An 18,591-nucleotide genomic window follows, 5' to 3' on the forward strand; every position below is an offset into this window, starting at 1 on the left:
CCCAACCGACACCGGCCGCATCAGCAGCCTCCAGCACCGCCGTGACGCTCTTGCGCGACATCGCCTGCGATGCCGCGATCGCGCGCCCGGACAAGCCCTCGGCGCGCAACTGCAACACCAGCTTCGCTCTGATCTTCCGTACCATGAACACCCACTCCTTCCGCCGCGCGCCCTATACACACGGCGGAAGGAGCCTAAACAGGGTGGCCCCCAAGCACGCCACACCCGGCCCCCAAGCCCGCTACCGCCGAATCAGCCCGCCGGCCCCCGACCACACGACAGACGGACCCCAGTGAAGCGAATATTCATTGACCACCTCGCGTATCACCAGCGTTGCGAACTTCGTGATGATCGGCCCCACGTCCCAGGCTGACACGGTGTCCGCATAGTCAGGGGGAAGACCGATCAGGTCCATGATCAGCTCGCCCAGCGTGCGGGTCTCGACCCAGGCGTCGCCGGCGAGCAGGCCGCGCACGGCAGGCTCCATGTGGTCGGCCCACACCAGGCTCGGCCCCACCAGCAAGAGGTCATGGACCGCCGGTCCCTCCCGATCAGGATGGGTCAGCCAAGCGGCGCGGTGGGTCGCGATGATGGACTTACCTGTGCCGGCGAACCCCTGGACGGTGAGGGAGGTCGCCGGGTCAGCCGTGACCAGTTCGTACTGCTCGGGCTGGAGCGTCGAGAGCACAGGGCCGAGGGTGTCCTGGCGTGGGGCCTGCATGACCTGCAGCAGATAGTCGGCTCGGTTCGCGTTGTTCTGCTCGGACTCTGCCAAGCGCACGGCCTCGAGCTCAGCGGCAGATGGCATGGGGCGCTCGGCAGGATCCGGGCGATCGCCACCACTCTGGACCGATGAGCCGTTGGGGCGTACGAGTGCACGGCGCTTCTTGGGCCGGGGGAAAGGCGCTGCGTTCTTGCGCATCACCCACTCGTCTGAATACCCGATGACGTAGTCCTGGTTGCTGTTGAAGCGACGGCGTACGCGGATGTACTGCCCGTTCCAGCGGCGGTCGCTGGTGAAGAAGGCCTGCGCTGCCGGCGCGGCCCAGCTGACAACTTCGACTCCCTCCCAGGTCGCCTGCTCCGGGCCGATGTAGAACTCTGCGTCGTCGTCTGGCCCCGACTGGAGGAACGAGACACGGCCGGTCAGGGGGCCCCAGTTCCTCGGGCGCTTGCGGACTCCGTAGATCGGGTAGTCAGGCTTGTTCTCGACGTACTGGAGGTACTTTCGGTTGATGACGCGCTCGTAGGCGAGCTCATCGGAGGTGTTGCTCATGCCGGGACCACCTGCAGCTGGCAGATGGCCACTTGGTTCAGGTCGAGGCTCGAGGCCGCCCGGCTGTCGATCAGGCTGATCTCGTCGTTGTACCGTTGCTCCGCCTTGCGTGCCTTCCCTCGTATGGCGGCATCCATGGTGTGGTTGCCGCTGATACGGTTCTGCGTCAACCGCTCGCGCGTCATCTCCACCTGCCGATCCCGCGTCCGTTGGGCCCGGATCCGGCGTTCTTCGGTGAGGGCCTCGTTGTCTGCTCGGCGCTTCTGCTCCTCGTGGATCCGTCGCTCGTCGAGCAGGGCGAATGCCTCCTTGACCCTGGACGCGAAATCCTCGTGGATGCGTCGCCGTGAATCCAGCAGTTCCCCATTCGCCAGCGCCGCGAACAGGGCTGCCTCCACACCCCCATGGACCTGTTCACCGCTGTCGAGGTCGACGGCCTGGACCCACAGCTCGCTCGTCGGGCGCAGTCCCTGCCATCCGGCCGACGCGATGGCCACCGCATAGAGACCGGGCTCGCATCCTCCCGCACAACGCACCTGGACATTGCCGAACCTGGTGATGCGATGCTCCTTGGCCGAGAAAGCGACGGCCCGGACGAGGGGATGGCTGCCGCTCAGCAGCCGCATGTCGTGCTGGCGCGCCCGTTCAGCATCCAAGCTGAAGGTCAGCGAAGGAGCGGTCTCCAGCTCCCGTACGCGTCCGGGCACCTCGAGCAGTGAACGCCGCCACTCCACGACGGCTTCGTGCATCTCCTGGGTGAAGTCCACCCTGAACTCCTGGGCCCTCTGGTCGATGACCGTCGCGCCACCCCGTCCTGCCGCCCACTCCGTCACGAGACCGGCGAGTTCGGCCTGCCCCAGATAGCGACCGCGCGCGACCCTCTGCTCGATGGCATCGATCCCGTAGTCGTCACCTGCCTGCAGGAAGGCCGCGGCATCGCTGACCTCGGCGTTGTCGGCCCGGTGCTGCTCGATGGCCATCAGCGACTGGTCGATCCGGCGCTGCCTTTCCTCCCCGGAGAGAGTGAATTCCAGGACGGTGTCGGAAGCCTTCTGGAACTCCTGCCCGAGGATCTCGTCGAGTTCACCGATCGCATGCTCGAAGACGTGGGTGCGATCCATGAGGCGCAGGAAGATGTCGGTCTCGATCGTCCCCGGGGTGACCAGATTGAGGATGTTGATCTTCTCCGACTTCTGGCCCAGACGGTCGATGCGGCCGATCCGCTGTTCGACCTCCATCGGGTTCCATGGCAGGTCGTAGTTGACCACTACCGAGCAGAACTCGAAGTCCAAGCCCTCACTGGCGACCTTCGTCGCAACGACGATGTCGTATCTGCCCTCCCGGAACTCGGCGATGATGCGCTGTCGATCATCGGCCGCGACGCCGCCGTGCAGACTGGCGACGCGCAGCCCATCCGCCGCGAGCCGGTTGGTGAGGTAGTCGGCGGTGTTCCGGAAGAACGTGAAGACCAGGGCCTGATGCCCGTTGAACTCGGGCGTGCGCAGCCGTCGCAACAACGCGTCGTACTTCCGGTCGACCCGGAGGACAGCCTGGGCATCCGCCACCAACTGGTGTGGCGGGACAGCCTCTCCGAGGAATGATCCAGCAGTGGGGCGGGATGCCAGCTCCCAGTGTCAACGCCGGGCCAACTTTGACCCCTTTTTGCCGGTTGAACTTTGACCCCCCTGGGTCTGTTTTCGATGGCTAGTTGGTCGTCTGGGGTGCTGCTGGTGGTGGCCCGGTGCGGTGCGCACGGGTGCGGTAGGAGTCGCCGTCCAGGGCGATGACGTGGGCGTGGTGGACGAGGCGGTCGATGGTCGCGGCGGCCACGACGTCGTCGCCGAGGGTCTCCCCCCAGCGGGAGAACGCGAGGTTGGACGTCACGATCACCGACCCGGTCTCGTAGCGCGACGCGATGAGCTGGAAGAACAACGCGGCCGACGCGGCGTCGAACGGCAGGTAGCCGACCTCGTCGATCACGATCAGCCGGTAGCGGTTCAGGCGGCGCAGCTCGACCTCGAGGCGGCCGTGTTCGTGGGCGTCGGCGAGGCGGGTGATCCACCCGGTCGCGGAGTTGAACGCGACCGGGTAGGCGGCCTCGGCTGCTTTGATCGCCAGCGCGATCGCCAGGTGTGTCTTGCCGATCCCGGGCGGGCCGAGCAGGACGACGTTCTCCTTGCGGGCCACGAAGGTGGTCGTGGCCAGGTGCGCGATGATGTCGCGCGGCGCGGTGGGCAGGTGTTCGAAGGTGAAGTCCTCCAAGGTCTTGATCTGGGGGAACCGGGCCGCGCTCAGGCGCATCCTGGTGCCGTTCGCGACCCGGGAGGCGACCTGGCGGCCCAGCACGGCGGCGAGGTACTCCTCGTGTGACCAGCCTTCGGCTCGGGCCTGGTCACCCAGGGCGCTGAACGTCGCGGCGATCACCGGGGCCTTGAGCTCGCGGGCCAGGAAGGTGATCTCCCCGGCCACGTCCTTGCCCGCAAGTGCGCTCATCGGCGCGCTCACCGCACGACCTTCAGGGTCGGCGCCGCCGGCGGGAAGGGTGGTGCGGCGGGCAGGTTGAAGACCTCGTCGTAGTGCGCCAGGGCCCGCTGACCGACCGCGGTCCCGGGGGCGGGGACCGGTCCGCGCATCGCGGCGGTGCGCGCCTGGAAGGCGGTGCGCAGCTGCGCGGCCATCGTGACGTGGTCGGGGTCGGTGATCGTTTGATGACTCGCCCAGGACCGCACATGCGCGCCCACCTGGGTCCCTGCCCAGGTCACGACCACTTCCCCCAGGCCCGTATGGACGTCGACGAACCGGCCGATCATCCTCGGGTCGACCGAGTAGTCGTTGCCGTCGACCCGCACGTAGTAGTCCCGCGCCAACCGCACCCGGCTCGAGGCTCCCACGGTGGGCGCGACCGGCGGCAGACCACCCATCGCCGCGACGTCCGCCTCGATGAGCACCCCGGGGCGCTGCCCGGTCCGGCGCAGCATCCGGGCATTGGCCCGCGGCAACCACTCGGCCAGCTGGGCGTTGTAGTCACCCGGACCCGTGAACGAGCGCCCGGGCATGAACGACGTCTCGAAGAACCCGTTCGCCCGCTCGATGACACCCTTGGTCTCCGGGTCGCGCGGTGCGGCCTGGTAGATCCGGGTCCCGAGGGTGCCCGCGAACGAGCGCGCCGACATCGTCAACCGGTGATGCTGACCGATGCCGGACTCGTTGTCCCAGACCAGCATCTTCGGGACCCCGCCCAGCCCGGCGAGCAGCTGCCACATCCCCGCGACCAGGTCCCCGGCCTGCCGCGAGGGCAACAGCAACGCCATGATGAACCCCGAATACGCGGCCACCATCGTCAGCACCGGCGGGTCCGCGAACACCGTCGGGGCGACCGGGACCACCTTGCCCGGGAACCACAGATCACACTGCACGATCTCCCCCGCCACATACGTGGTGCGATCGGCCGGGTCGGGCGGGCTGAACAACGGCCGCAGCAACGCGACCCGCGCCCGCAACACCGACGACGAGGGCTCCCACCCGATCTTCTCTGCGATCACCGTGGCGGGCATTTCCGGGAACTCCTTGAGCAGCCTACGGATCGCCGGCTCGAACTCATCGACCCGCGAGCCCTGCGGGGCACGGGAGTACTTCGGCGGGGTATCGGCGGCCAACGCCGAACGGACCGTGTTCCTGGCCAGCCCCAACCGCCGCGCGATCGCCTTGATCCCCATCTGCTCCGACCGGTGCAACCGACGGATCTCTGCCCAATCCTCCACTTTGATCACTCCCTCACTCTGTCCGAGGGGGGTCAACATTCACTCGGCGCCACAGGGTCAGTGTTCACTCGGCATCGACACCCAGTCGTCGTCGGCCACCTCGGGCTCGATGGCCGCGCGGCTGAGCACTGTCTTTGCTGTGGCTCGCAGACACGACCCTGCCAGTCGCAAGGGCATCTGCAAGGCGAATCCGGTCGGGATGTCGTTGTTTCGGGCCTCCTGGCGTACCCACTCCTTGTAGTCGTCGTAGAACCGGCGTTCCGCATCTGTCCAGTCGACCTCGATCGGCACGGCATGACGGACCGTGCGGTCCTGGCGCACCTCGGACTTCCGCGTGCGCGTCACCACAGCGGACAGGCCGTGGAGTTCGCTGCAGTAGCGACGCAGTCGCGGTACCTCTTCGACGGCGAGCGTGTCGGACGAGAGCAGCTCACTGAGGTCCTGGAATGCCGTTCGCTGGCGCAGTGCCGCTCCCAGGGGTGACGCAGCAATCTCGTTGAGCCACCGGCGCCGATCAGCGTTCGAGCTCGTGCGGTCGGACACGCTCCTCACAATGTTCTGCAAGGGCTCATGGTGCTCGATCCGTTCCTCGAGATCCCGCAGGTCCTTGACCTCGCCGGGCATGAGGAGCTGGATCAGCGACAGCAGGTCATGGTTGCCGAGGTTCAGCGGGGTGGCGGTGAGCAGCACGAGGGCGGGCGACCAGAGGCTTACATCCTCACCGGTGTCGTGCGCCGCGGTGCGGGGATTGCGGAGCTGGTGGGCCTCGTCGACGATGCACAGATCGGTCGTGAAGTCCGATTCGGTCAGTAGCGCACGAGCGTCGGTTGCCCTGGACAGCGTCTGCAGCGATGCCACGTACGCGTACTCCTTCGGCGGCTTGCCGTCGGCGACCTTCTCGGCCAGGCGGCGCAGTCCGGCCCCGTCCAATCGCTCCAGTTCGAAACCGAAACGTTGCCGCATTTCCTGCTGCCACTTGACGACCAGCGCTGATGGGCAGATGACGAGGACGCGGTTGGCCTGGTTGCGGGCAGCCATCTCGGTCCACAGCAGCCCGGCTTCGACCGTCTTGCCCAGACCGACCTCGTCGGCGATCAGCATGCGCTGGGCATAGGTGTTGAGGAACTTCAGCACCGGCCTGAATTGGTAGGGCAGGTACATGGACTTGGTGGCCTTGTAGGAGAAGATGGCATCAGTCACGCCCAAACTAAGCTTGCTGTAGGTCAAGGTGGCACCGAATCCGCGGGCCGTCCCCGGTTCGGAGTCGAGTAGCGAGTGCAGATCAGTGGCATCGGCGGCAGGCTCCAGTGTGTCCTCGCTGACGGTGACGAACCTGCCCTCTGTCTTCACCCGATAGTTCCAGACCGCGCGCCGAGGCTGCCCGGTCAGTGTGAGCGTGCGCTTCTCGACCGTGGCGTCACGCCCGCTGGCCCGATGCACGGTCAGGTCCCCCTTTCCGAACCTGGGAGCGTCGATAGGGAGGGCGTCCTCCCAGTAGGCGTCCAACCACTCCATCCCGAGCGGACCAAAGCTGTCGGGATCCGCATGTGCGAGGACGGACTCCTCGGAAGGTTCAGGCTCGGACCCCACCTCATCGGCCAGCACCATCGCATCGAGGCGGTCGTCGATGATCCGCCAGTAGATTCCGACGGGGAAGTCCGACAGTTCGGGGCCTGCCTCGCGGAACCGGAACGGGGTCTGGGCACGGATGTCCTCGGCGCGTGGACCTACGAGCAACACGCGGTGGTACTCGGCGGTGCCGCGCACGCTGTCGAGACCCTCGACGTCGGGGTAATAGCCGATCCGATCCAGCGCCATCCCTGTTCCTCCTCGAACTGTGTGCCTGCTGAGAGCCTAGAGGTAGCCACAGACAGGTCGCCTGCAGGTCACCCGACACAAGGCTTTCGACCCCAGAGTGCCGGGAGTCGGAGCGTCGCTGTCCCATGCCATCCATCTGACCGTGCCGAAGCGAGGTCCTGCGTCGCCCGGTTGGCTAGGTAATGTCATCCCTTCGGCCAGCGAGTCGGGTCTGCCGGTTCCGTGGCCCTGGCGCGCTGACGAGGTGGCCCTCGTGCAAGCCGACGCGTGGTGGTCGAGGAGGGAAGCAGCCACTTGGACAGCGAGCCTGACCGATAGGGGGATGCCAGATGTCATAGGCGTGCGATTCGATGGGGCGATACGGTTCGGCACTCTTCCCCAGAGCCGAACGCACGAAATGGAGCTCACCATGAATCGCGAAGTATCGGGCCGGCATAACAAATCAGGGCACCGCAATGGCGGGCATGGTCGCCAGGTCGTCTCGGAGGGCTCGATGTTCCCCAGCGATACTCCTGTGATCCTGCACGATGTGGTCGATGTTGCAGGGCTCGTGCAGTACTTGCGAAATGAGTCACGTAGGCGCCCAGTAGCCGTCCTGACCGTGGCGAAAGGCGAGAGGGGCCCGTACGTTTCGGCTTCCGAACTGCTCAAATCGGCTGGAGGTGCTGTCGACGTCGTCACCATCCCCCAGGGCGACCTGACCGAGGCGATGGCGCACCAACTCGAGGATGAATGCGCAAGTGTGCACCGTGGGGCCTGTCGAATCTACCCTCCAGGCAGGGAGTGGGAGCGACAGCCGTTCACGATGCCTGTACGCCATGCACGCAGTAGTGATGACGGCGCACGCCTGCGCCGGGACCTGATGATGGACATCAAGCACGCACAATCCCGTTCGGGGGCAGAACGAGCTTCCGCGTCATCGAACCCAGGAGGGGCCCCTCTTCCTGTGACGCCGAGGGAGGGAGCGACATCGCCGCCCCCTGCCCGCATCACAACAGCTACCGAAGCCCAGCAGCTCGCTACCTTCCTACACAGCTCGTCTCGCAGGTTTCCAGCCGTCGTGGTTTCCTGGGCCACTGAGGCGAGTGAGGCTTACGCCGATGTGGAGGAGTTAACCAACGACCTCGAAGGCCTCGCCACCGTCTTCGAGATCTGCACAGTGGAGGCGAGCTGGGCCTTCAGTGATGCCGTGCCTCCGCGCTGCCAGGTCTATGGCGGCGCTGCACGCGTCTACCCGCTCGGCACAGCCTGGGAAAGCGATCCGTACGTCTCGCCCTTGCACTTCGCGCACAGCCGTGCCGACCGTACCCGAATCACCCGCTCCCTTATCGGGGACGTCATGCGCATGGCATCGACCTCCGTGTCCTCTGCACCCATGTCGGCGAAGGCCGCACCGCTTCCCGTGACGGGTGAGGTCCTGGGTGTCATCGCCGAGCGTGCTCTGGTCAATCTGGGCGGGGCACAGCAGGGTGTCCTGTGGCCTGAACTGATCGAGCCCGACACTCCGGCCCGGCAACTCTTCGCCAAGGGGATGCGGATCGAAGGACTCCTCGATCCGGAGAGCAAGCGCATTGATGTCGGCGGTATGCGGCGTCGACCTGAGGAGGCCTTGGACTCCTATCACGCCGGAGACGTCGTCCTGGTCAGGGTGACGTCTGTGACTGCCGAGGCATGCCAGGTGGAGTCCTTCCCTGGACGTACGCACACCATCACCGCGCTCGACCTGATCGGGGAACAAAGTGATCTCCGGGGACTCGTCACGGAGGGCGAGGTCATGGCAGCGCTCCTGGTTGCCGCTGACGCTGAGGGCGACTGGCTGTTGTCAGTTGCCGAGGCTGACGAGAGCATCGAGGCGGAACCGGCGCCGAGCATTCTGGTAGGTGGCCCTTCGTGGCTGCTCCCGCCCGATATGAGCGCGAACGAGGCGCCAGTGCTCCCGCCGACTGCTGCCGAGGAGGTCGGCAAGGAGGAGGAGACTGCGGCGGCCCGCGCGGTCCCCGAGAATCCGCGGGTAGTTGCCCTCCAGCGCGAGACGGTGCAGCTCATCGCCGAGCTCCAGGAGGAGCACGAACACCGGGTCAGGTTGGAGGCCGAACTCAAGAGCATCCGTGCTCAGCTTCGCCGTGCGAAGAGGCGCAAAGGCGAAGGGGCAGGGCAGGATGACAGCGGCCTGTTCGAGGACCCTGCCGAGCAATTGGACTTCGAGATCCACCAGGCTTGGGCACGCATGACGCTGCCGTCGGAGAAAAAGCAGCTGCCACTGAAGGACTGGTCCTGCGGGCCCGAGTTTCTGCGCACACTGCAGGAAGTGGAAGGCATTTCGCGGGGAAAAGTCATCGAGGTGATCGTGCATGTCCTGACGGGCAGAGATGCAGAGCTCAACTCTCGTGAGCTCCATCCCCTGCGGGCGGGCCTCGGTGGCAACGACACCCCCGTCATCAGGGACAGCGGTGAGATCTGCTGGCGAGTGAGCCTGCAGAGCAACTCGCCGGCGGCGCGTCGACTGCACTACTGGTCGCGTGCGGACGGGGGCGTGGAACTGAGCAGCATACGGGTCCACGATGACTACCGTCCGTAAGGACGGGATCTGGTAAAGCTGGCGAATGATTAGGGTGTCAGGGGAGACGGTTTTCGCGTTGGACGGGCAGCCGTCGCCAGCACGCGGTGCAAAGGGAGGGGTCCATTATCAATCCGTGGCATGCGGCCCAGGAGACTAGCCTCGATCTTTCACCGTGCGGGCTCTTGTCGTTGTCGGGGCTGGGATCTCCGCCTCGTGGCCTGATTGTGGCAGGTGGGTATGACGATGGTCCGCGTGGCGACGCGGTGGCGGGCTGTCCGGGCCTGTGGGGTCCTTGGGGTGGTGGCGGTCAACGGTCGGGGCCGGCGTCAACGGCCGGGGCCGGTAGGCCCCGCAGTGTGTTGATCGCTTCTTCGACGAGCCCGGACCAGCGGTGCCGGGCGGACACATGCACAAGGATGCGGCGGGCTCTGCGGACGAGGGTCGCGGGGATGGTGAAGAGGCGGTAGCGCAGTCGCTTGGGTTCCCAGCGGCGGGCCTGGTGGTCGGGGTGGGCGAGCAGTCCCATCCAGGCGGTGATCTCTCCGGCGAGGGCGACGATCTGGCACCAGATCCGGTTGGCATCGAACCCGTGCAACGGGAGGTTGGTCAGGCCGGTGTCTTTGGCGTTGCGGATCCGGTCCTCACAGCGGGCCCGGCGCCGGTGACGGACCTCCAGATCCGCCAACTGTCCGCGGGTGGTGTTGGTGGCGAAAGCGGTCAGGCGGTAGCCGTCGACGTCGTCGAACCGCAGCTGGGCGCCGGGGTGGGGCCGTTCGCGGCGGACGATGACGCGCATCCCGGCCGGCCACCCGTCCAGGTCGAGCAGCCCGGTGAACTCGGCCACATCAGCGCCGTCACGGGGCTGGCCGTCGGTGTTGTAGGCCGGCTCCCAGATGTCCTCACGGATCAGCCGGTACAACTCGGGGGTGTTCATCGGCAGGGTGAACCCGACCGAGTACGCCACCCTCCGCGCGGTGAGTGTGCCGACGGTGTCCTTGGTCGACCCGGCCCCGTCGATGCGGACCAGGACCTTGCGTCCGGGCCGTGGCCCCAGACCGGCCTGGTCCAGCGCGTCGGCGATCACCTTCTGGTGATCGGCGGCGGTGTTCGATCCGGCATTGCCGGGCCGCAGCAGGATCGTCAGCGGTTCGCCGGTCCCGTCGGGGCCGTGGTCGGCGAACGCGCACAACGGGTGAAAGCCATAGCCCTTCTTGAACGTCGGACGGGCGAACTGTTTCTCGCTGTGCGCGGTGACCAGGGTCGCGTCCAGGTCGATCACCAACGGATCCGCCACCGTCGCCCGCCGGGCCGGGGACGCCTCACCCGCCAACTGCCAGGCGTTCTGACGGGCCGCCTTGCGGGCCCGCCCGATCGCGGCCACGGCACGATCAGCGTCCTTCGCGAGCAGGGTGATGAGGCGGGAGACGGTCGGGTCGGACGCGACCCGACCGTAGATGCCCGGCTCGTCGCGCAGCTGGGCGATGTCGGCCAGACAGTCCCCGCCCAACGCGAGCGTGAGGGCCAGGTCGCAGATGATCTTGCCCGGATCATGCACCGCGAACGGTTTGCGCCAGCCCGCCAGCTGCGCCGACAGGGCCCGGTCCAGGCCGGTCGCGCGGATTGTTTCGACCAGCAGCAGGCCCCCGGCCTGCCCGACCGCGGGGACATCGGCGCGGTCGATATGGACGCGCGGGTACAAGCCGGTATTCTTCACCTCGGAGGTGCTCCTTGCTACGGGCCGGAATGTGATCTAGACACTCCCATTCTCCCTAGCCAGGAGCACTTTCACATCCCCAGCCCAGCCCTCAAGACGCCCCCACATGAAAGGGGCAGGCTAGGAGATTCCGATGACTGAGGTCCCGACCTGGGAGTACTTCGGTGCCTCGGCTCTTCGGTTTCTGTCGGATGGCGTCGGCCACAAGGCCATGGACGTCCGCGAGGCCGCCGCGGACGAGCTCGGCCTGACCGAGCAGGCTCGCCAGGAGATGATGAAGTCGGGGCAACGCCGGTGGGAGAACCGCGCGAACTGGGCGCTCTCCCGCCTGGCTCAATACGGCGCAGCCCGGCGGCCGGCACGTGGGATCTACCAGATCACGGAAGCGGGTAGAACCCTGTTGGCCCAGCATCCGCACCGCATCCGACTCATAGATCTCGGACCACTGCTGGGTTCCTCGGTTGAGTCGGTTGAGTCGGTTGAGCCCATAGATCATGCGTTGGAGGTTGCGCAGGAGATCGACCCGGTCGAGCAGATCGAGACCGGCGTCGCTCGTCTCCAGGCGAGCGTCGGAGCGGACCTGCTAACTCGGCTAAATTCCGAGAATCCTGCGTTCTTTGAGCAGGCAATTCTGGGCCTGTTCTTGGCGATGGGCTACGGGGGAGCCGGAGGCAAGGTCACTGGGTCCCAACGGTCCAGTGATGGAGAGATCGATGGCTTCGTCGACCAGGACGCCTTGGGGCTGAGCCGCATCTACGTCCAGGCGAAGCGTTATGCCCTCGATGCCAGTGTCGGGCGGCCGGAGATCCAAGCCTTCGTCGGGGCACTGCACGGCAACCAGGCCAACCAGGGTGTCTTCACCACCGGCCGCTTCGCCACCGGGGCCCGGGCCTACGTCGACTCCGTGCCAACCCGGGTGATCCTCATCGACGGTCAGCGTCTCGCAGCGCTGATGGTCCGCTACGGCGTGGGGGTCCAGGTCAGGCGTACGGTGCAGATCGTCGAGGTCGACGAGGACTTCTTCGAATGAGCGCCTGTCTCCTGTGCTCCCGCTAGGTTGAGGCGGGGGAGGGAGGCGCCGTGTCGTCGATTGCTTGGCTCGACACCTCAGCCGACGAGCAGCGTCGGGTCCGTGAGGTCATCGCGCTGTTCACCCAGAAGGAAACCCTCGACGAGCTCGGCATCGGTCAGATCCGCGACACCTTCAGTGACGCGCTGTTCCCTGGCATCACCACGATCGAGACTCGGGCGCGCTACTTCCTGCTGGTGCCCTGGGCGTACGTCAAGGAGAGCAGACCCGGCCGCAGCGCCGCCCAGGTGCGCGTGCAGGTGGAGCGGTCGGAGCGGGACCTTGTCCGGACCCTCAATCGCGGTGAGCGCCAACGGGGAGTCATCGGCGCGCGGGCTGGGGCAGGGGTGAAGATCCTGCCCTCGTCGATCTACTGGAACGGGCTGCTGACCTTCGGCATTCTGCGCCGCGACGTCGGGCTCGACCAGATTGCGAGCACCAGGCACCAGCGCGACGCCGCTGACGAACTCGCCTCTCGGGCCGGGGGCGACTGGCATCCGACTCTGCCGCCGGCCCCGAAGGATTTCCCGTCGACTCTCGAGGGCGGCTTGGACCTGACGGCACCGGAGGCCTCGTGGTTGCGCGAACGCATCCTGGAGAGCGTGCCGGCGACCCTGCTCGCGCACGTCGTCGTCGCCGACCAGCCGCCGACAGAGGACAGCCCGTACCCGTGGCGGGACGAGACCTGCCGGTCAGCTCCCGACCCCGCCGCCCACCTGATGCGCCATGCCGAGCTGTTCTCCCTGGCAGTCAAGGGCGCCACCCGCCTCTACAACGTGCTGCTCGCCGAGGCGTACGAGCGAGCCGGCTTCACTACCGTCGCGAAGAGCGTGGAGGAATACCACGAGCAGTACCGCGTCTGGCTCGGTGAGGTGGGCGACGCCCGTCACCAACTGGGGGCATGGGACATGCTCGGCTTCTGGGCAACGGCGCACGCCCGCAACCCGAGGATTTCCCCTCGCACCCGGATGTTCGTCGACGCGTGGGTCCAGGGCATGCGCGATGGGACGGCCCACACGGCTCTGGAGAATGAGGCGCCACGCCTGCTGATCGCCAACCGGGAGGCCTCGCTGAAGGGGAAGCAGGCCAGACTGACCAACCGCAAGCTGCTCGGCCAGTGGGGTGGGGGAGCAAGCGGAGGCCTCGACTACCGCTGGGGAACCGTCAAGACCATCATCACCGACATCCACGAGGGGCTGGCCCGTGTTTGAGCCCGACAGTCGAGTCGTCCTGATGGACCAGCTGCGCCCGCCCGCTGGGTACCGGTTGGAGGCTGCCGTAACCACGACCTTCACCCTGCACCTGCCGACCGCGTTGGTGGCCCCACTCGCGTTCGCCTCGTACGACCTGCGCACGCGCGAGGATCCCATCGCCGCACTGGAGGCCGTACGGGCCTGCGCCGATCGGGTCGACATCTTCTGCCAGGCCGGCCAGATCACCGTCCCCCAGCAGGCCTCCGACCTGATGGCCTTCCTCGAGCCGATGCTGCACCCGGTCGACCGGCCCCGTCCCGGGTACCTGTTCCATCCCAAGATCTGGTTCCTGCGCTACACCGCCGCCGACCTGCCCGACGCCTACCGCCTGATCTGCTCCACCCGCAACCTCGCCGACAGCCGGGCCTGGGACGCCGTGGTCATCCTCGACGGCGCCCCCGGGAAGCGCCTGGACTCCAATCGACCGCTCGCCTCGTTCCTCCGCCGGCTGCCGAAGTGGGCGGTCACGGAGCTGGCGCCCGAGCGGCTGGCACGCGTCACGGACCTGGCCGATCGTGCCGAGCGGGTCCAGTGGTCGCTGCCCGAGCACGTCAGCGAGGCCCGGTTCCACGCCCTCGGCGTGCCGAAGCTGCGCACCGCACCGCCGGACTTCTCCGGCTACCGACACCTGGTGGTCTCGCCCTTCCTCGACGCCGACGGGGTCCGCCGGGTCACCGGCAACAACACCCGGGACGTGGCGCTGGTCTCGCGCCCCGAGGCGCTCGACGCCCTGGGCTCCGACCTGCTCTCCGGGCTCCGACGTCCGGACGGGGACGCCGTCTTCGTCCTCGATCCGCTGGCGAACGCCGACATCACCGCCGCCGAATCCGACACCGAACAGCGTCCGAGCGATCGGGCGAGCGAGCAGGGTGGCGACCGGACGAGCACGCCCCAGACGAGCGAGCTGTTCGGCCTGCACGCCAAGATCACCGTCGCCGAACGCAACCGTGGCGAGACCCACGTCTTCATCGGCTCCGCGAACGCGACATCCGCGGCCTATGGCGGCAACGTCGAGTTCGTGGTCGAACTCATCGGCCGCGCCAAGGACCTGGGGGTCGCGACCATGATGGACCCACCCGACGGCCCGACCGCCGCCAACCTGCGTACGCTCCTGCAGGCGTACGCCCCCAGCGCCGACCAACCGCTACCGGGGGAGGACGAGGCCCTTCGCGAGCTGGAGAACCTGCTGCGCACCCTGGCCGCCGTGGCCTTTCGCATCACCGTGGAACAGGAGCGGGACGGCGACTACCAGCTCCACCTGACCAGTGAATCCGACCTGCACATCCCTTCCGGCCACTTGGTCCGTCTTGCCCTGCTCACCCAGCCCGGGGTCAGCCACACCCAGACCGATCCCGGCCCCTGTGAGGCCAACCTCCCGGCCGTGCTGGCCGACATCACCCCCTTCGTGACCATGCGCGTGACCAACCCGTCGGGCCTGACGCTCAGCACCGTCGTGCACGCACCACTGCACAACGACCCGCCCCACCGACTCGACGAGGTGCTCGCCCGCCAAGTCGACACCCCGGAGAAGTTCCTCCGCTTCCTCTCGCTCCTGCTCGGACTCACCGATCCGTCGGCGCTGTGGGCCGAGACGAGCGGTGACGCCGGGGCGGGATCGTGGGGCGCCTCCTTCCGGGGCAGCACCGGCGTCTTCGAGCTGCTCGTCCGGGCACTGGCCGATCGACCCGACGCCCTGCACGACCTGGACCGGCTCGTGAGGCGTCTGCGGGAGACCGAGACGGGCCGCACGGTCCTGCCCGACGGCTTCGACGAGCTGTGGGCGTCCGTGATGGACGTGCTTCCGATGGTGGAGGTGTCACGATGACCGATCGCCGCCCCTTCCTGGCGCAACCCATCCTCGACGGACTGACCAGCTTCCAGCGCAACACCGTCGAGCACATCATCGACCGCTTCTACGGCGACGACCCGACCGACCGCTTCCTCATCGCCGACGAGACCGGTCTGGGCAAGACCATCGTCGCCCGCGGCGTCATCGCCCGTACGGTCGAGCAACTGCAGCGCAACGACCACGTCGACCGGATCGACGTCGTCTATGTCTGCTCCAACCTCGACCTGGCCCACCAGAACCTGCGCAAGCTCAACGTCACTGACGGAGCCCAGCACGGCATCGCCAGCCGACTCACGCTGCTCGCCAAGCACTCGCGCGACTTCACCCAGCCCGGTGACGACGGCCTGATGAAAGCCGTCAACCTCGTCTCCTTCACACCAGGGACGTCGTTCAGCAGCAGTTGGCGCTCCGGGACGGCGCAGGAGCGGGCGATGCTCTACCTCCTGCTAGAGAAGAAGATGCAGCTCACCGGCTGGCGGGCCAAAGGGGCGCTCCAGGTGCTGCAGGGCACCGTCTCGAACCCCGAACGCTTCCGGGACTGGTACGTGAGTGATCTGCGCAGGCAGCTCACCTACGGCCGCGCACCCATCGCCGAGGCTCTCGACGACCCCGAGCTGCCCGACTGCATCGACCCAGCCGTCTCCCGCCCCTTCCTGGCCGCTGCGGCCGCGGGGGAGCGCAGCCTGCTCGACCGGTTCGAGGACCTGCTGCAGGAGGTCCACCATCGCAACAAGTGGGACGATGCCTGGCCTCTCGTCGCCGAGCTGCGCAAGCTCTTGGCCCGAGAGAGCGTTCGGCTGCTCACCCCCGACCTGGTGATCCTGGACGAGTTCCAACGGTTCCGGGACCTGCTGGTGGAGGACAGCGAAACCGGCGAGCTGGCCCACCACCTGTTCAACTTCAACGAGGAGGGCACTGACCACCGGGCCAAGGTGCTGCTGCTGTCGGCGACGCCGTTCAAGCCGTTCACCTATGCCGAGGAGGCGCACGGTGGCGAGGACCACCACCGCGACTTCCTCGAGATCGTCCGGTTCCTGGCCGGCGGAAAAGACGGCGAGGTCACCGACGGGATCGCGGCGGCGCTGCGCGACTACCGCAACGCCGTGGTCACCGGCCGTGGCGCGGACGACCTCACCCAACAGGTCCGCGACCGCCTGCTCACCGTGATGGAACGCACCGAACGTCCCCGCCTGCTGACCACCGCGATGACCAAGGAGGATTCGACGCCGCTGGCCCCGCCGCCGGCCGACGACCTGCGCGGCTACGTCGCGCTCAGGCAGCTGGCCCAGACGGTGGATGCGCCGTTCACGATCGCCTACTGGAAGTCCGCGCCGTACTTCGTGAACTTCATGGACGGCTACAAGATCGCCGACCAGATCCGTGCCTCGCTAACCGACCCGTTGCGCTCGGAGTCCGTACGGGCTGCGCTGGGCCGGACCCAGCGCATCGACTTCCGCGCGGTCGACGCGTACGAGCCGATCGACTTGGGCAACTCCCGCCTCCGCGATCTCGCCGCCGACACAGTCGAGCGCGGTTGGTGGAAGCTGCTCTGGGTACCGCCGTCGCTGCCGTACCTGGCGCCCGGCGGCCCGTACGCCGAAGAGTTCGCGCAGGACGTGACGAAGCGGTTGATCTTCTCCTCCTGGATGGCGACCCCGGGCGCGGTGGCGTCCCTGCTGAGCTACGAAGCCGACCGGCTCGGGGCGGGGGAGACGTTCCGCGGGACGACGGTCGAGGACCGCGACCGGGACCGGCGCAACCGGCGCAACCTATTGGCGTACCGGATGGACCCCGACGGCGACCGGGAACGACCCTCGTCGATGTCCACGTTGGCGATCTTCTGGCCGATGCCCGGGCTGGCCGCCCTCGCCGATCCGCGGCGCGCTGACCTGCACCAGGCGGGAGCGCCGCTGGAACCGGGGGTCCTGCACGACGACGTCGTCGGGCGGCTGCGCGCTGAGCACCAGGTCGATGCGATCGAGGTGGCGGGATTGCGTGCATCGCACTGGTTCGAGGCGCTGCGTAGGGCTGACTCCACACCGGACGGAATGACTACCTCCCGGATCCAGGAAGCGTCGAGCGGAGAGTCGCCCGACGAGCCGGAGCACTCCTCCGACGGTCCCGACACGGGTCGGCAGAGTGGCGAGCGTCAACAGCACCACCTCGACCTGGCGCTCCGCATTCGCGGGCAGCAGCAGGACCGTACGGTCACCGAGGAGGCGCTGGCCAGGATCGCCGAGGTCGCCGCCCACAGTCCGGGCAACGCTGCCTACCGCGCGCTGTCCAGGATTGCGGGTGGTCAGGCGAAGGTCACGAAGGAGGGGCTCTGGTTGGCCGCCGTCCGCGTGTCGTCGGCCTTCCGTACCCTGTTCACCCGACCGGAGACGGCGCTCCTGATCGACCAGCTCATCCCCGACCAGCTGCCGTACTGGCGCAAGGTGTTGCAGTACTGCGCGTGGGGCAACCTGCAGGCGGTCCTCGACGAGTTCGTCCATCACGTGCACGCTGCCCAGGGCGCGGCCGACCTCACCGACGAGACTCTGATGGACATCGCGCGGATGGTGGCCGTGGCGCTGGAGCTGCGGCCGGCGACGTACGAGCTGTTCGATGCCGACAATCCCGGCGAGCAGCAGCGGATCCGGGCGCGGTTCGCGCTGCGGTTCGGCAGCCGGCGGGCGACCGAGGAGAGCAACCGCCAGCCACTGGTCCGGCAGGCGTTCAACAGCCCGTTCTGGCCGTTCGTGCTCGCGACGACGAGCGTGGGGCAGGAGGGCGTGGACTTCCACTGGTGGTGCCACGCGGTGATGCACTGGAACACCCCGGCCAACCCCGTCGACTTCGAGCAGCGGGAGGGCCGCGTCGACCGTTTCGATGGCCATGCGGTGCGCCGCAACATTGCCGCCCGGCACCGCAGGGCGATCCTCGCCAGCGCGGAGCCGAACCCGTGGCGGGCGGCGTACGAACTGGCCGAGGACGAGCGGGAACGACTGGGGGAATTCGCTCCGCACTGGGTGTATCCGGGCGACGCGCGGATCGAGCGCCACGTCGCGCCGTACCCGCTGAGCATCGACTCGGCGCGGCTGGAGGAGATCAAACGGGACGTGGCGCTGTACCGGCTGACCTTCGGGCAGCCACGGCAGGAAGACATGCTCGAGCTGCTGAAGATGCACTACTCGGAGGCGAGTCCGGAGGAGCTGGAGGGGCTGAGGCTGGACCTGAGCGCGCCTGATCAGGTGGCGAGCCTACGGGCGCAACCGTGATTGCCCTCGCCGCCGCTGACAGGCCCATCCG

At 67.6% G+C, this 18,591-nt stretch carries 11 protein-coding genes; 5 read left to right on the top strand and 6 right to left on the bottom strand.

The window, feature by feature from the left end; translation table 11 throughout:
- Positions 1-241: 241 nt before the first annotated feature.
- The 5 genes from GA0111570_RS16090 to GA0111570_RS16110 all read right to left on the bottom strand — a co-directional run bounded on the left by GA0111570_RS16090 (position 242) and on the right by GA0111570_RS16110 (position 6,855).
- Positions 242-1,276 carry a helicase domain-containing protein gene (locus tag GA0111570_RS16090; RefSeq protein ID WP_092613604.1) on the bottom strand — a complete coding sequence of 345 codons (1,035 nt, stop codon included), beginning with the start codon at positions 1,274-1,276 and terminating at the stop codon, positions 242-244.
- On the bottom strand, positions 1,273-2,841 hold the full coding sequence (locus GA0111570_RS16095) for a helicase-related protein (RefSeq protein WP_175557544.1): 1,569 nt from the start codon (positions 2,839-2,841) through the stop codon (positions 1,273-1,275). Before GA0111570_RS16095 ends, GA0111570_RS16090 begins: the two co-directional genes overlap by 4 nt.
- 139 nt (positions 2,842-2,980) lie before the next feature.
- Positions 2,981-3,769, bottom strand: a complete 789-nt coding sequence (gene istB / locus GA0111570_RS16100; RefSeq protein ID WP_092613717.1) for an IS21-like element helper ATPase IstB — start codon at positions 3,767-3,769, stop codon at positions 2,981-2,983.
- A gap of 8 nt (positions 3,770-3,777) precedes the next feature.
- A complete protein-coding gene (gene istA / locus GA0111570_RS16105; RefSeq protein ID WP_217634231.1) occupies positions 3,778-5,046 on the bottom strand; it encodes an IS21 family transposase in 1,269 nt (422 codons plus the stop codon).
- Positions 5,047-5,094: 48 nt separating this feature from the next.
- Complete coding sequence (locus GA0111570_RS16110) at positions 5,095-6,855, bottom strand: SNF2-related protein (RefSeq protein ID WP_092613610.1); 1,761 nt, start codon at positions 6,853-6,855, stop codon at positions 5,095-5,097.
- A 409-nt stretch (positions 6,856-7,264) separates the two neighbouring features.
- Between GA0111570_RS16110 and GA0111570_RS16115 the strand changes: the two genes are divergently transcribed.
- Positions 7,265-9,433, top strand: coding sequence for a hypothetical protein (locus GA0111570_RS16115; protein WP_139283292.1), 2,169 nt, complete (start codon positions 7,265-7,267; stop codon positions 9,431-9,433).
- Positions 9,434-9,722: 289 nt separating this feature from the next.
- On the opposite strand, the gene GA0111570_RS16120 is transcribed toward GA0111570_RS16115, so the two are convergent.
- Positions 9,723-11,129 (bottom strand): IS1380 family transposase, encoded by a 1,407-nt coding sequence (locus GA0111570_RS16120; RefSeq protein ID WP_092613614.1) that lies wholly within the window; start codon positions 11,127-11,129, stop codon positions 9,723-9,725.
- Positions 11,130-11,262: 133 nt separating this feature from the next.
- Here GA0111570_RS16120 and GA0111570_RS16125 point away from each other — a divergent pair, with 133 nt between their 5' ends.
- From GA0111570_RS16125 to GA0111570_RS16140, 4 genes are read left to right on the top strand one after another with little or no spacing between them, the layout of a single operon-like run.
- Positions 11,263-12,159, top strand: coding sequence for a restriction endonuclease (locus tag GA0111570_RS16125; RefSeq protein ID WP_092613616.1), 897 nt, complete (start codon positions 11,263-11,265; stop codon positions 12,157-12,159).
- Between the two features lie 50 nt (positions 12,160-12,209).
- Positions 12,210-13,409, top strand: coding sequence for a DUF6361 family protein (locus GA0111570_RS16130; protein WP_092613618.1), 1,200 nt, complete (start codon positions 12,210-12,212; stop codon positions 13,407-13,409).
- A complete protein-coding gene (locus GA0111570_RS16135) occupies positions 13,402-15,276 on the top strand; it encodes a phospholipase D family protein (protein ID WP_139283293.1) in 1,875 nt (624 codons plus the stop codon). The genes GA0111570_RS16130 and GA0111570_RS16135 overlap by 8 nt, the downstream gene beginning before the upstream one ends.
- Positions 15,273-18,560: a hypothetical protein gene (locus GA0111570_RS16140; protein WP_092613622.1), complete on the top strand. Its 3,288-nt coding sequence runs from the start codon at positions 15,273-15,275 to the stop codon at positions 18,558-18,560. The genes GA0111570_RS16135 and GA0111570_RS16140 overlap by 4 nt, the downstream gene beginning before the upstream one ends.
- Positions 18,561-18,591 lie beyond the last annotated feature (31 nt).

Source organism: Raineyella antarctica, assembly GCF_900092135.1.
GTDB classification, from domain to species: Bacteria; Actinomycetota; Actinomycetes; order Propionibacteriales; family Propionibacteriaceae; genus Raineyella; species Raineyella antarctica.